Source organism: Bacillus cereus (genome assembly GCF_002561295.1).
Taxonomy (GTDB): domain Bacteria; phylum Bacillota; class Bacilli; order Bacillales; family Bacillaceae_G; genus Bacillus_A; species Bacillus_A cereus_S.
On record NZ_NTUG01000016.1, the window covers coordinates 46,869 to 60,176 of the forward strand.

A 13,308-nucleotide genomic window follows, 5' to 3' on the forward strand; every position below is an offset into this window, starting at 1 on the left:
GAGGGGTGGCTTCGCTCATATACTGAGCGAGCCACTTCCGCTTTTTAATAACATTTGTTACAATAATACAAATAGAGGAGGGACAGATCATGCCAAAAGGTAGTGGTAAGGTTATTGCACAAAATAAAAAAGTATTTCATGATTATTTCATCGACGAAACATACGAAGCAGGGCTTGTCCTTCAAGGAACGGAAATTAAGTCGATTCGCGCCGGACGCGTAAACTTGAAAGATGCTTTCGCACGTATACATAATGGTGAAGTGTGGGTATATAATATGCATATTAGCCCGTATGAACAAGGGAATCGTTTCAATCATGAGCCGCTTCGTACAAGGAAATTACTTCTCCATAAAAAAGAAATCGACAAGCTGATTGGATATTCAAAAGAGACAGGTTATACACTTGTACCAGTTAAGATCTATTTGAAAAATGGATTTGCGAAAATGGCACTTGGTGTAGCTCGAGGGAAGAAACAATATGATAAGCGTCATGATTTAAAAGAGAAAGAAGCGAAACGTGAAATCGCACGTGCATTCCGTGATCGTCAAAAGATGTAATACAGAAATTTACATTTGTAAAATGTCGAACGTATGATATAATGAGTCTTGTAAGGCCAGTGAACATTGAAAAACAGCTCATTAAGTAGCTATCACGAATATACTTCGTATGCTCCATTTCTTATATGGGGACGTTACGGATTCGACAGGGGTAGTTTGAGCTTAAGTTGCGAGTCGAGGGGATCGGCCTCGTTAAAACGTCAAAGCCAATAACTGGCAAACAACAAAACAACTTCGCTTTAGCTGCTTAATACAGCTTAGCGGTTCCTCCCTCCATCGTCCATGTGGTAGGGTAAGGGACTCAAACTAAGTGGACTACGCCGGAGTTCGCCGTCTGAGGGCGAAGGAAGAGAATAATCAGACTAGCAACTCGGAAGCCTGTCGATAGGCCGAAGAGTTCGCGAAATGCTAATATATCGACTACACTCGTAGAAGCTTAAGTGCCAATATCTTTGGACGTGGGTTCGACTCCCACCGTCTCCACCAATACATATTTGGTGGTTTTTTTATTTTGTGCTGATTTTTTCTAGGGGATGTTTGGCGTTTTTTGTCGATTGGCCGATATATTTAAAAAATCGCTGATATATTTTAAAGGGGTGCTTAAATGATTGTAAAAGAGCGGAAAAAGCCGGTTTATTTGCGTCAGTTAGAAGCATTATTGAGAAGATTGCCTACTAATCATCCGAAAAGAGATATAATCTCCGAAAAATTTGCGAAACATAAGGCAGGATATAAAGGTGAACAAGCCATTGATTATCCGTTGAGCTTTTTGCCGAATAGGGAGTACAATATTTTACATGATATAAGATTATTTGCTCAAGATCACTACTTTTAAATTGATACCCTCATCATATCCTCACATTTTATTCTTTTTCCTGAAATCAAAAATATAATGGGTACATTGCTTTTTGATACTGAATTTCATCAACTCATCCGTATATCAGAGCAAAAATCAGAAGGATTTCCAGATCCGCTGTTACAAGTTAAAAGGCAGGAGATGCAACTGCAAACATGGTTACACTCTCATGGATTTTCAAATCTTCCAATTGAATCCCTCGTTGTAATTAGTACACCGCGTACAATTGTTAAAACTTCATGCCATAATCAAGAGCTTCCTCAAAAAATTACTCATAGTGCAAATATCCCGAATAAAATTAAACAGTTAGAAAGTGTCTATGTAAAGAAACGATTATCAGTAAAGAAGCAACAAAAATTAGTGCAACATATTATGATGGAACATTCGCCGTTACAGCAAGATCTTCTTGAACAATATAGCATTACAAAAGATGAATTACTAAGAGGTGTACAATGTTCAAAATGCATGTTTATTTCAATGGTTAAAGTAAGAGGCGGGTGGCATTGTACAAAATGTAATGCTTTTTCGAAAGAAGCACATAAGTATGCAGTGCAAGATTATGCACTTCTTTTAGGAACGACAGTCACAAATAAAGAATTGAAAGGATTTTTGAATGTCGAATCGAGTTCAGTAGTGAAAAGATTAATGAAAATGATGGAGTTACCTTATACAGGTGATAATAAGGGAAGAAGATATGATTTAAAATCTTTAGATTAGAAGAGATTGTGAAGATTTCTACTTAAAATAAGAATATGTTAAAATAATAATTAGGAATAAAGAGAGAAAATAGTTTGAAATGAGGAATGAGATGAATACAATTAAAAAACGTAGGCCTAATAAACTAAAAGTCGCTTTAAAGGTATTAGCAGTTATTATTGGAGCATTTATAACAGCGTACGGACTAGAAGCAGTATTAATTCCAAATAACGTGTCAGACGGTGGTGTGACGGGTTTAAGCATTGTTAGTTCAAAATTATTTGGATTACCATTAGGAGTTCTAATTGCAATCTTTAATATCCCTTTTGTTTGGTTAGGGTATAAGCAAATTGGTAGAAATTTCGCTATTTATTCGATTATCGGTATTGCTTCACTAGCAATTGGTACGGTTCTTATGCATGACGTAAAAACTATTATTCATGGTGATACACTGCTAGTGACTGTCGTTGGTGGTATTATCATCGGTTTTGGTATGGGACTTGCATTACGTAATGGTGGTGCATTAGATGGAATCGATATGCTAGCTGTATTACTTTCTCGAAAATTACCGTTTGGTACAAGTGATCTTATTTTATTTTTAAATATGTTTGTCTTTATTGTTGTTTCAACAGTGTTTGGCTTTCAAGGGGCAATCCTGTCAGCAATTGCGTACTTTATTGCGTCTAAAGTTATTCACATTGTGGAAGTCGGTTTAAGTGGTTCTAAAACGTTTAAAATTATTACGAAAGAACCTGAATTAATGGTAGAAACCATTCGAGAGCGCTTAGGTCGAAGTGCGACGTATAACGAAGTATACGGTGGTTATTCAAAGGAACAATTTAAAGAAATTACTTGTGTAATTAACCGTTTAGAAGAAAGTAAAATGAAAGAAATCATTCATGAAATTGATGGAAGTGCTTTTGTTACGGTATATGACGTAGCAGAAGTAAAAGGCGGCAATTTCAAAAAACACGATATTCACTAGGAATAACTTAGAAACTTTATAAAAGGCAGCATAATTTTGCATCGGATGCAGGTTTATGCTGCCTTTTTCATTATGAAGGATATTGCTCTCCTGGATGTATATCTTTTTATTTAACTAAAAAATATATTCAAGAAAAAACTTACTATTGGAGGCATCAGAAGAAAATATAACCCTATTTCGTGCCTTTTATAGTTTTATCATCGCTATTCGATTATCTGAAATAATTGGTGAATACCACCTTGTTCAACTAAATGGGGAGCATTTTTTTCTGCAACAACAAATGCTTCGCTAGGATAAGTACGTATAATAGAAAGCCTATCGATTTTATCATCAGCGTCTTCATATAACCGAAATAATATCGCTTTTGTATGATTTGTTTCCCTTAATACTGCGTATTCTATCCGTGCCTTTTCTATTGAAAGTCTAGTTACTTTTATCATTGGAAGACCTCTCTTTAACATAAAGTTCAGTTACTGCCCGTTAATGCGGGATAAATTCTACATAGTAAAGACATCTCTAATTAGTAAAGATGTCTTTTTGATGTTCTTATGAAATCAATCTACAGTTAATACAAAATGTAGGATTTTCTAATTTTCGTTGTGTAAGAGCTGAGTGGCTTTTGCTTTCTTTTTCTGTCCTTTTAGGAAAAATGATACAACGAGCGCAACAACTACAAGGATTAATCCGAGCGTAAATGCCCCTTGGAAGCCGGATGTTAGGCTATTTAATTTTTCTGCCGAATCCATTGGATTTGCCGAGTTTTCCATATATTGAGTTGTGCCTGAAGACATTTTAGATATAAATATAGCTGTTCCAATTGCACCAGCTACCTGCGATAACGTATTAAAGAGCGCTGTACCGTGTGGATAAAGCTCTGGTGTCAATTGATTTAAACCATATGTTTGTGCTGTCATCACAAACATGAGTCCAACCATTAATAAGCTGTGCATCAAGATAATTTGTGTCAATGTTGTTTCTGGGTTAAGGCCTTTGAATAGCCACATTGCAACAGCTACTAACCCAATGCCAGGGATGATAATCGTCTTTGGACTAAGTTTATCAAATAACTTACCTGCAACTGGCCCCATTATGCCGCTAACAATACTACCTGGTAGCATGATTAGCCCTGATTTAAAGGCTGTAACAAGTAAAACCGTTTGTAAGAACATTGGTAATAATGTCATTGATGCGAACAGCGACATCATGATGATGAACATTAATACAACAGTTAAAGTGAACATTGGAAATTTAAATGCACGTAGTTCTAAAATTGGATTATCGATCTTTAATTGACGAACAACAAAAATGAATAACGATATAGCTCCGATCATTAAAGAGTAATACACTTTAGGATCCGACCAGCCTAGATCACCTGAAGCACTAAAGCTATACACGATCCCACCGAAACCTAATGTTGATAAAAGGATTGATAAATAATCAACTTTTGGTCGTGTTAACTCTGTGACATTTTGAATGTACTTCATCCCAATCAAGATAGAAATGATTACGATAGGAATAACAGTGTAGAATAACCATCTCCAATTCAGTGAATCAACGATCAATCCGGATAATGTAGGGCCAACTGCTGGAGAAAACATCATAACAAGTCCGATTAAGCCCATTGTGGCACCACGCTTTTCAGGTGGACAAATAATTAAAATCGTATTCATTAATAATGGTGAAATTAACCCAGTACCGATTGCTTGGACAATACGACCGATTAATAAAACGGAAAATGTTGGTGCGAATCCAGCAATCAATGTACCAACTAAAAATGTTAACATGGCGGTTAAAAACATTTGTCTTGTTGTGAGCCATTGCTGAAGTAAAGCTGTAATCGGTACTAAAACCCCAACAACTAACATGTAGGCTGTAGAAAGCCATTGGATTGTTGAAGCTGTTACGTCAAACTCTTTCATTAATACAGTTAAAGCATTACCAAGTAACGTTTCGTTTAAAAACGCTACCATTGCACCTAAAATTAATGCAATTAAAATGGGTGTATGTTTAATATTAGAAAGATCAACTTTGCTACTTGTAGAACTCGTGGTTGTCATATTCATGTATTGATTTTCCTCCTACTATTTGTCTCTCTTTTTGATACATTTGTATACAAAAAAACATCTGTAATATAATATACATGTGTAGATTAAAAATAGGGAGAATCAATTTTCAGCAGTTGTATAATTAATCTACAGAAAAGGAGAAGTGTAGATGAAAAACAATGAGGGGCAGCTGGATTTACGTATTAGACGTACACATAAATTATTGTGGGGGTCTTTATTTGCATTAATGACGCAATCAAAACAGAAATATAGCGCTATTACTATCAATCAAATCTGTGATCGTGCGATGGTGCATCGAACAACATTCTATAAACATTTTGAAGATAAAGATGCATTGTTGGCATTTGGATTTAAACAATATCAAGAGGAAGCTTTTACTATACCGCTTTTAGATCGATTAACGAAACCATTTCAAGTGATGGAGCAGTTTTTACATCATGAAGAAATTGGTAAAATACTAGAGGCGCAAATGGACGATGAACAATTTATTAACTTTATACATTATCAAACCCGTGAGATGAAGAGACAGGAGAATCAAGCATTAAATCAGATTTGTAAAAATCATGAAATACCAATGGAGTTAATTATCGAATTCCATTCGGGTGTAATTACAACATTAAATGGATGGTGGTTACAAAATAGAAAAAGTGTTTCAGCAGAAGAAATGGATAGATACTTTCATCAAATGATTAATCAGGATATTTTTCAATTTGAAAGAGAATGAATAGAGACGTTTCTAGTACAAGGGAATGTATTGCACTTGAACATATTTCGTATGATTCACTTGGTGTTCTCATTACATAAAGAGGCAAGTTGATTAATAGCAGTGGCAGAGTCTATTTGTAGTATAATATACGCCATTTCTTTTTATAGGCGAGAATAAAGGGAGGAAGTATGAAGAATAGAAAGAAAACCACTCCTTAAGTATTGGAAGTGGCTTTCCCTTTTTTGTAGAAATAGATTATTAATAAAATACCTATGACAATACTAGCGATAATCGCTAGTGTAATATACATTGGATCTTTATTTATTTCAGGTGGAATGACATGTTCTAAAAGTGGGCCGATACAGATTACAAATGCAGCTACAACTGTAACCCATGATTTTGTATATAATGCAAACACAATGAAAATAAGAATACATACACCTGCGATAGTATAGTTTTGCATAGGAGTTGCGATGAAATAGTCTGTATCAAGTTTGCCATCTAACCAAAGATAAAAGCCGACCCATCCGCCGATCGTAATGATTTGCGTTACTATTAAAAGAATGATTGAATGTTTCGTAGATGGATATGTTTTCGGAAGACCTTTGAAAAATACAACTGCAAATAGCGCCAGCGTTAAGAAGACTGGTAATGATCCAAATAGCAGTATGTTTTGTGAAATTTTGAAATCCCCTCTAATAGCTGGAGCTACACACATAAAAGCAATAATCACTAAAATGGCAGCGGGAATCAAAATGAGTAATCCTTCTTTGTCTGTAGGAAGTTCTTTCCCTATATTTTTCATATGCTGTTTACGACTTTTCCCAATGATATGATCTACACTTTGCCCTCTTGATTCAGCTTCTGTTAAATGAACTTCGAGCTCTTCCACTATTGTATTGATATCTTCATCTTTTTTTCCACGTTGCAGTAAATACATTCTAAGTTCGATTAAAAATTGTTCGGATTTTGTTGATAGCATTTTATTCACTCCCTTTATGTATGACTTGTTCTACCGATATTTTCAAATCAGTCCAGCGTTCTTTAAAACTGTTTAGTTCTTTTTCTCCTAATTCGGACAATTGATAGTATTTTCGCTTAGGGCCAGCAGTTGATTCCTTTAATACGCTCGTAAGTAATCCTTCTTTTTGCATACGTAATAGTAATGGATAGATTGTGCCCTCACTAAAAGAGCGGAAACCGTAGCTATGCAATTTCTCTGTTAATTCGTAACCGTATACTTCACCTTCTTGAATGATGGCCAAAATACAACCATCTAAAATTCCTTTTAACATTTGTGTTGAGTCAGCCATTTTAGCCTCCTACTCGTATATCTCTTTTAATGACTTGTAATACAAGGTAAATGATTATCATAATACCTTGCAATGCAAGTGTTGTAATAAGGATAACATGGAAATAACTTGTAATGCAAGGTATAAGGTTGGAATGATATGTTAATTCTGAAAAATCTCATATCAAAATAACTTTGTTATAATACATAAGTATAATTTACCTGTTAAGGAGTGCTAGAAGAAATGAAATCGTTTAATGTCGATGAATTTATTGCAAGTGTTCTACAATGGATATTAAATATAGCTCTTATCATATTATCTATTGTTTTATCTATCTTTTTAATTAACGAAACAATAACATTTATACAATACATATTTTCCACGCAAAAATATACATCGTATAAATTAGTTGAAAGTATTATCGTTTACTTTTTATACTTTGAATTTATCGCATTGATTATTAAGTATTTTAAATCGAACTATCATTTTCCATTGCGCTATTTTATTTATATAGGAATTACAGCGCTTATTCGCTTAATCATTGTTTCTCATGAAGAACCGGTTGAAACATTGTTGTATGCGGGAGCTATTCTCATTTTAGTGATTGCTTTATATATATCTAATTTGAGGGATTTGAAAAAACATTAAGTAAAAAGTAGTGCAGACTAAGAAATTGGTCTGCACTACTTTTTTGTTAGGTTTTCTTTTTTATAACAAAAATTTATTGTTTTACGATAAACTTTTGTTGCTTTATAGTTTTGTTGGAGATATTATATAGATAGTTAGTAAAGGGGGTGTTCTTTTTATGAAGCAGAAAGAATTATCCATATGGTTAAAGTTGATTATTATTTTTTGCGGATGTTTTGGATTATTGTTCTGCATGTATATTGGGCCGAAAACGGGAAGGGCTATACTGTTAGACTCGGAAAGTTTGAAGGCATTATATAATCTTTTTGTAGTATTTGTTTGGATTACAGGGATCCCCTTTTTTATCGCTTTATTTTTAGGATGGCAAATATGTTCGGATATTCGCTTGGATCAAGCTTTTACGATTAGAAATGCAGGTAGGTTAAAAAAGATAAGTATGTTATCGATGATTGAATGTGTTTTATACATTGGAGCATTACTATATCTTTTCGTCGTTGGAAGCTATCAAGCAAACCTTGTAATGATTATGCTACTCATCTTATTTTTTGCAGTTGTTATTTCAATATTCACTTCTCTGCTGTCCCATTTAGTTAGAAAAGCAAGTGAAATAAAAGAAGATAGCGACTTAACGATTTGAGGTGTAACGTATGACGATTATAGTGAACCTTGATGTAATGCTAGCCAAAAGAAAAATGAGTGTGACGGAGTTGTCTGAGAGGCTAGGAATTACAATGGCAAACGTCTCGATATTAAAGAACGGAAAAGCAAAAGCAATTAAATTTTCAACTTTAGAAAAGATATGTGAAGTTTTAGAATGCCAACCAGGTGATATTTTAGAATATAAAAAAAATGAATCTTAATCATGTAAACAGAGGAGAATGTATGATGAAAAATAAATATTTATTAGCTTCTACACCAATATTTTTAGGGATTTTATGTTTAGTTATCTTCAATATAATTGGCTCAAGAGTAGAACCGGACGGTACTTTGGTAGAGCCTTTCTTCTTGATTCCATTAAGTTATTTATTTGTCTTTAGTGGTATTATTGCAATATTGTTTGTAGCAATCGTTTCGATGTTTAAAAAAGGGAAACTTAATTAATTCAATTGATGTAATTTTTTAAATGTATAAAAGGAAGCATAACTTAGGGTTATGCTTCTTTTTTGATTGTGCAAGGATATGCTTCATCGTTAGTAATAGACAAAAAAGGCTCAATCTTTATAACAAAATGTATTTTTTGTTCAATCATACATCCAATTATAAGTTTTTAATAAAAGCTAATATCAACCAGAAGGTGATTCTTGAATTTCAATTGGATTAAACTTCCACATATAAGACATAATAATGCTTAAGAAATTCCAATTAGGATAAAAAATCGCAGTGTTGACTGCTGATATTAGGTGATTGAAATGTGGAAAACGCTTGTTTCTTATCTTCCAGACTGGAAGGTGTTTGTACAAGCTTTTATCGTATTTTTCGTTCCTTATGTGATCTCGCGCATTTTTAGCTGGATCCGTACATTAGAGAAAGAGTGATGAGGATGAAAGAACAGGAATCAAAGATGAAGCAACAAACCGATACATATCAGGATAAGCCTTTTCAAAACGTAACAGGTTATTTTACAGGCGATTTTACCTTGAATCTAGAGCTTGTAAAAAAAGAAATTAGTTATAACTCGGATGCCCACTTTCGAAAGTTTAACATAGGGGGAACAAACATTCGAGCGGCGCTTGTTTTTGTGGAAGGACTGTCGGATAAAGATCTCATTAATATGCATATTTTGAAGTCATTGATGTTTAATTTTTATGAAGAATATAAGAGTGCACCATCTTATGTGGAAGGTACCATTTCAAAGGAGTTTATTAAGAATCGCGTTCTTTCTATTAGTGAAATAGAAGAAGTCTATTCTATGAAAGAGTTGATGTCAAAAGTGTTGATAGGCTCAACGGCACTTTTAGTCGATGGATTAGCAGGCGCATTAATTCTTGGTACAAAAAAAGGGAAAACACGGAATGTTGAAGAGCCGATATCAGAGGGATCAGTTAGAGGCCCGCGGGTAGGCTTCACAGAAGTTTTGTCTGATAATACCGCTCTTTTACGGCTACATGGCGAAAACGAGGGATTGTCATTAACAAAGTTTTATGTAGGAGAGCGGGCAAAAAAAGAGTTGGTTATTGCCTATATGAAAGAGATTGCTAATTCGGAATTGGTAGAAGAGGTTAAGAAAAGAATTCAGAAAATCAATATTGATAATGTGCCAGAATCAGGATATGTGGAGCAGCTCATCGAAGATAATTATCTCAGTCCTTTTCCCCAAGCACAGAGTACGGAGCGCCCTGATCGCGTTATTGCTGCATTGATGGAAGGGCGCGTTGCGATTTTATTGGATGGAACACCTTTTGCCTTGATTGTTCCCGTTACATTTAGCATGTTGATGCAATCGTCCGAAGATTATTATGAACGTTGGATTCCAGGTACGTTTATTCGTTTATTGCGCTTTGGAGCAGCTGTTATTTCTCTTTTTGCACCTGCTTTGTACATTTCCTTTATTTCATTTCATCCTGGATTAATTCCGACCAAGTTGGCTATTTCAATTCTTGGGGGACGGGAAGGGGTTCCGTTTCCTGCAATTATAGAAGGATTATTTATGGAAATAGCCATCGAAATTTTGCGGGAAGCAGGGCTACGCCTGCCTAAGCCGATTGGTTCAGCGATGGGAATTGTCGGTGGATTAATCATTGGACAGGCTGCCGTAGAAGCAGGAATTGTTAGTCCAATTATGGTAATTGTAGTAGCGTCCACTGCTATTTCTTCCTTTGCACTCGCTCATTATAGTACAGCAATTCCACTACGTATCCTTCGTTTTGTAGCCATGTTTTGCGCTGCCATATTTGGACTATACGGAGTCATTCTGTTTTTTCTCTTCCTATGCAGTCATATAGCGAGATTGAAGAGTTTTGGTGTGCCCTATGCCAGCCCAGCCGTTCTTTATCAATTTAATGATTGGAAGGATTTCGTGATTCGTATGCCACTTCAGATGATGAAACGTCGGCCGAAAATGCTGAATACGAAGGATTCAATACGAAAAGGAAGTGAAGAGTAATGATTACCGGCCCGAAAGATCGAATTCCTACTTCGCAAGCAGTTGTCATTCTTATTAATTACGTACTTGCAGTAGGAATTCTTACTCTGCCTAGAACAGCTGCGGAGAAAGTCAAGACACCAGATGTTTGGATAACAGTTATTGTCGGCGGGCTAATTGCGATGGTTGCAGGGGTAATCATCGTTAAATTAAGTCAACAGTTTCCCGGAAAAACATTTTATCAATATAGTCAAGACATTGTAGGGAAATGGGTGGGGGCGTTACTTAGTCTATTCATTATAGGTTACTTTGTTATGCTTTCCTCATTTGAAGTTAGAATGCTAGGAGAGATAACAAGTTTTTTTTTACTGGAAGGCACTCCTGGGTGGGCTATTATCATGCCGTTTATGTGGGTGAGTATTTATTTGAACTTAGGCGGTATAAACTCGATAGCTCGTCTGTTTGAAATAATATTTCCAATTACAGTCTTCATTTTTTTGATGACTTCCTTTATGAGTATTGGAATGTTTGAGTTAGATAATCTCCGTCCTGTATTAGGGTTAGGAGTTCTCCCTGTATTAAAAGGTATAAAAACAACAACTCTCGCATATTCAGGAGTTGAAATCATGTTGCTCCTTTTAGCATTTATGAAACAGCCACTCCAAGCTGTAAAAGTCGTTCTCATCGGAACTGCTATTCCCTTAATCTTTTATGTCATTACAGTTGTTATGGTGATAGGAGCGTTTTCAGTTGATGGGGTGGTAATGAGAACCTGGCCTTCAATTGATCTTATGCGAAGTTTTGAAATCCCCGGTTTGTTATTTGAACGGTTTGAGTCTTTATTACTTGTGATATGGATCATGCAAATCTTTGCAACTTATACAATCTGCTACTATGCTGCTTCTTTGGGATTGGCACAGCTTTTTAACAAGAATAGTCACTCATTTTTGTATGGGCTCCTTCCGATTATTTACATCATTGCTGAGGTGCCGAAAAACGTTAATGATCTATTTAAATTTGGGGATGTGATCGGTAATGCGGCGATAATATTATTTGGTATCCTACCGCTGCTTCTCCTTGTAATTTCGAGATGGAGGAAGAGAAAGAATGAACCGAAGTGTGAATAATGTACGAATTCTTTTGGCCTTATCATCAGTTCTTTTGCTTCTGGCTCTTACAGGGTGTTGGAGCAGTCATGAAATTGAAGAGCAGGGGTTCGCGGTAGGGCTGGCATTTGATAAAGGGAAGGAGACGGATGTTGAGAGAGATATAGAAGAGCATGGAGGAGGTTATCGAAAAAGGAACCTTATAACATCGACCTATCAATTTGTTAAACCAGAATTATCAGGTAAAGGAAAAGGTGGAGGGGGACAACAAAAAGCCTACACGAATGTTTCTGAAACCGGAGATTCTCTTCACCAATCGATTCGTGAAGTCGCATTAAGAAGACCTCGTCCTATAATCTTCCATCATACAAAAGTGATTGTTGTTAGTGCAAACCTTGCACGTACGTATAGTTTGAAGCAGTTACTGGATATTTATATCCGTGATAATGAGATAAGACCAAGTTGCCTCGTGTTAATTAGTAAGGGGCGAGCTAGTGAGACATTGAAATCGAGGGAAGCGGGAGAAATTCCAGCGTTCCTTTTGCTTGGAATTGGGGATAATCAATATAGATCATCACGGATTTTACCTCCCGTTCCGCTTGCTAAATTACCAGGAAAGATAGAGTCAGGATCTAGTTTTCTTTTGCCAAATGTGATTCCGGTAAATGGAGAAGTGAAATTTGCGGGGGCTGCCGTAATCAAAGGAAAGACAAAAAAGCTGCGCGGTTTTTTGAATGAAAATGAGTTAGAAGGCTTAACATGGATAACTGGGAAAGGGAAAAGCGGTTTGGTGAAAAGTTTTGATGAAAAGACAGGAAAGCCCATCCTGTATGAAGTGAAATCTATGAAAAGTAAAATTCAACCCCATGTTAAAGGGAATAACATCTCTTTTGATGTGAACATCCAATCAGAGGGACGGCTGTCTGAAAACTGGGTCGCTTCAGGGGAACCTTTTGAAAATAAGTTTCTAAAAAGTGTAGAAAAGTCCACGAAACAAGAAGTGAATCGATTGGTGAAGCATACATTAAAAAAGATTCAAAAGGAATATCAGGTTGATGTCGCTGGCTTCGGTAACAGATTAAAAATTGAGTATCCAAAAGTATGGAAAAAGGTCGAAAAAGATTGGGATAAAACATTTAGTAAGATTCCAATCAAATATAACGTAAAGATAACGATCCAGGACTATGGTACGGAAGGGACTTAGAAGTGAAATCTCTTATCCAATATTGTTTTATCCCGCATTAACGGGCAGTAAGACCCCCACCTCAAGATTCAGAGAGAAACGAGGTCCAACGCTCTAGCGGCTAGAATCTC

Annotated in this window: 14 protein-coding genes, 1 other RNA gene and 1 pseudogene; 12 read left to right on the forward strand and 4 right to left on the reverse strand. The window is 35.7% G+C overall.

Features of this window, described 5'->3' with window-relative positions; all coding sequences use genetic code 11:
* The first annotated feature begins 89 nt into the window (after positions 1–89).
* The 4 genes and pseudogenes from smpB to CN373_RS12385 all read left to right on the forward strand — a co-directional run bounded on the left by smpB (position 90) and on the right by CN373_RS12385 (position 3,094).
* The gene (gene smpB, locus CN373_RS12370; RefSeq protein ID WP_001123909.1) at positions 90–557 is read left to right on the forward strand and encodes an SsrA-binding protein SmpB; all 468 of its coding nucleotides are present in this window, start codon (positions 90–92) and stop codon (positions 555–557) included.
* A gap of 127 nt (positions 558–684) precedes the next feature.
* Positions 685–1,043: a transfer-messenger RNA gene (gene ssrA, locus CN373_RS12375) on the forward strand.
* A 118-nt stretch (positions 1,044–1,161) separates the two neighbouring features.
* A pseudogene (locus tag CN373_RS12380) lies at positions 1,162–2,130 on the forward strand (nuclease-related domain-containing protein).
* 91 nt (positions 2,131–2,221) lie between these two features.
* Positions 2,222–3,094, forward strand: a complete 873-nt coding sequence (locus CN373_RS12385) for a YitT family protein (protein WP_001092162.1) — start codon at positions 2,222–2,224, stop codon at positions 3,092–3,094.
* 203 nt (positions 3,095–3,297) lie between these two features.
* Here the strand turns inward: CN373_RS12385 and CN373_RS12390 are convergent, their stop codons facing one another.
* Together CN373_RS12390 and CN373_RS12395 are read right to left on the reverse strand one after the other, a co-directional pair.
* The gene (locus CN373_RS12390) at positions 3,298–3,534 is read right to left on the reverse strand and encodes a hypothetical protein (protein WP_000598780.1); all 237 of its coding nucleotides are present in this window, start codon (positions 3,532–3,534) and stop codon (positions 3,298–3,300) included.
* Positions 3,535–3,681: 147 nt separating this feature from the next.
* Positions 3,682–5,157 (reverse strand): MDR family MFS transporter, encoded by a 1,476-nt coding sequence (locus CN373_RS12395; protein WP_001057570.1) that lies wholly within the window; start codon positions 5,155–5,157, stop codon positions 3,682–3,684.
* 151 nt (positions 5,158–5,308) lie between these two features.
* Here CN373_RS12395 and CN373_RS12400 point away from each other — a divergent pair, with 151 nt between their 5' ends.
* The gene (locus tag CN373_RS12400; protein ID WP_000794276.1) at positions 5,309–5,884 is read left to right on the forward strand and encodes a TetR/AcrR family transcriptional regulator; all 576 of its coding nucleotides are present in this window, start codon (positions 5,309–5,311) and stop codon (positions 5,882–5,884) included.
* Between the two features lie 196 nt (positions 5,885–6,080).
* On the opposite strand, the gene CN373_RS12405 is transcribed toward CN373_RS12400, so the two are convergent.
* Both CN373_RS12405 and CN373_RS12410 read right to left on the reverse strand, forming a co-directional pair.
* A complete protein-coding gene (locus CN373_RS12405; protein ID WP_000953329.1) occupies positions 6,081–6,848 on the reverse strand; it encodes a hypothetical protein in 768 nt (255 codons plus the stop codon).
* Between the two features lies 1 nt (position 6,849).
* Positions 6,850–7,179, reverse strand: coding sequence for a PadR family transcriptional regulator (locus tag CN373_RS12410; RefSeq protein ID WP_000785676.1), 330 nt, complete (start codon positions 7,177–7,179; stop codon positions 6,850–6,852).
* A 222-nt stretch (positions 7,180–7,401) separates the two neighbouring features.
* Here CN373_RS12410 and psiE point away from each other — a divergent pair, with 222 nt between their 5' ends.
* The 7 genes from psiE to CN373_RS12450 all read left to right on the forward strand — a co-directional run bounded on the left by psiE (position 7,402) and on the right by CN373_RS12450 (position 13,198).
* Positions 7,402–7,806 (forward strand): phosphate-starvation-inducible protein PsiE, encoded by a 405-nt coding sequence (psiE, locus tag CN373_RS12415; RefSeq protein ID WP_000834721.1) that lies wholly within the window; start codon positions 7,402–7,404, stop codon positions 7,804–7,806.
* 157 nt (positions 7,807–7,963) lie between these two features.
* Entirely contained in the window at positions 7,964–8,443 is a 480-nt protein-coding gene (locus tag CN373_RS12420) for a DUF2975 domain-containing protein (RefSeq protein ID WP_000810218.1), read from the forward strand.
* A gap of 10 nt (positions 8,444–8,453) precedes the next feature.
* Positions 8,454–8,666 (forward strand): helix-turn-helix domain-containing protein, encoded by a 213-nt coding sequence (locus CN373_RS12425; protein ID WP_000152707.1) that lies wholly within the window; start codon positions 8,454–8,456, stop codon positions 8,664–8,666.
* Between the two features lie 25 nt (positions 8,667–8,691).
* Positions 8,692–8,907 carry a DUF3955 domain-containing protein gene (locus CN373_RS12430; protein WP_000792593.1) on the forward strand — a complete coding sequence of 72 codons (216 nt, stop codon included), beginning with the start codon at positions 8,692–8,694 and terminating at the stop codon, positions 8,905–8,907.
* Positions 8,908–9,367: 460 nt separating this feature from the next.
* The gene (locus CN373_RS12440) at positions 9,368–10,909 is read left to right on the forward strand and encodes a spore germination protein (RefSeq protein ID WP_425290447.1); all 1,542 of its coding nucleotides are present in this window, start codon (positions 9,368–9,370) and stop codon (positions 10,907–10,909) included.
* Positions 10,909–12,015, forward strand: a complete 1,107-nt coding sequence (locus CN373_RS12445; RefSeq protein WP_000627837.1) for a spore germination protein — start codon at positions 10,909–10,911, stop codon at positions 12,013–12,015. Before CN373_RS12440 ends, CN373_RS12445 begins: the two co-directional genes overlap by 1 nt.
* Positions 11,996–13,198 (forward strand): Ger(x)C family spore germination protein, encoded by a 1,203-nt coding sequence (locus tag CN373_RS12450; RefSeq protein ID WP_001082147.1) that lies wholly within the window; start codon positions 11,996–11,998, stop codon positions 13,196–13,198. The genes CN373_RS12445 and CN373_RS12450 overlap by 20 nt, the downstream gene beginning before the upstream one ends.
* The last annotated feature ends 110 nt before the right edge of the window (positions 13,199–13,308 follow it).

What these genes read in the sequence shown, in the direction of transcription:
- CN373_RS12390 (WP_000598780.1), bottom strand. Translation starts at nt 3,534, where the DNA reads ATGATAAAAGTAACTAGACTTTCAATAGAAAAGGCACGGATAGAATAC.
- psiE (WP_000834721.1), top strand. Translation starts at nt 7,402, where the DNA reads ATGAAATCGTTTAATGTCGATGAATTTATTGCAAGTGTTCTACAATGG.
- CN373_RS12400 (WP_000794276.1), top strand. Translation starts at nt 5,309, where the DNA reads ATGAAAAACAATGAGGGGCAGCTGGATTTACGTATTAGACGTACACAT.
- CN373_RS12385 (WP_001092162.1), top strand. Translation starts at nt 2,222, where the DNA reads ATGAATACAATTAAAAAACGTAGGCCTAATAAACTAAAAGTCGCTTTA.
- CN373_RS12410 (WP_000785676.1), bottom strand. Translation starts at nt 7,179, where the DNA reads ATGGCTGACTCAACACAAATGTTAAAAGGAATTTTAGATGGTTGTATT.
- CN373_RS12430 (WP_000792593.1), top strand. Translation starts at nt 8,692, where the DNA reads ATGAAAAATAAATATTTATTAGCTTCTACACCAATATTTTTAGGGATT.
- CN373_RS12450 (WP_001082147.1), top strand. Translation starts at nt 11,996, where the DNA reads ATGAACCGAAGTGTGAATAATGTACGAATTCTTTTGGCCTTATCATCA.
- CN373_RS12395 (WP_001057570.1), bottom strand. Translation starts at nt 5,157, where the DNA reads ATGAATATGACAACCACGAGTTCTACAAGTAGCAAAGTTGATCTTTCT.
- CN373_RS12405 (WP_000953329.1), bottom strand. Translation starts at nt 6,848, where the DNA reads ATGCTATCAACAAAATCCGAACAATTTTTAATCGAACTTAGAATGTAT.
- CN373_RS12440 (WP_425290447.1), top strand. Translation starts at nt 9,368, where the DNA reads ATGAAGCAACAAACCGATACATATCAGGATAAGCCTTTTCAAAACGTA.
- CN373_RS12420 (WP_000810218.1), top strand. Translation starts at nt 7,964, where the DNA reads ATGAAGCAGAAAGAATTATCCATATGGTTAAAGTTGATTATTATTTTT.
- CN373_RS12445 (WP_000627837.1), top strand. Translation starts at nt 10,909, where the DNA reads ATGATTACCGGCCCGAAAGATCGAATTCCTACTTCGCAAGCAGTTGTC.
- CN373_RS12425 (WP_000152707.1), top strand. Translation starts at nt 8,454, where the DNA reads ATGACGATTATAGTGAACCTTGATGTAATGCTAGCCAAAAGAAAAATG.
- smpB (WP_001123909.1), top strand. Translation starts at nt 90, where the DNA reads ATGCCAAAAGGTAGTGGTAAGGTTATTGCACAAAATAAAAAAGTATTT.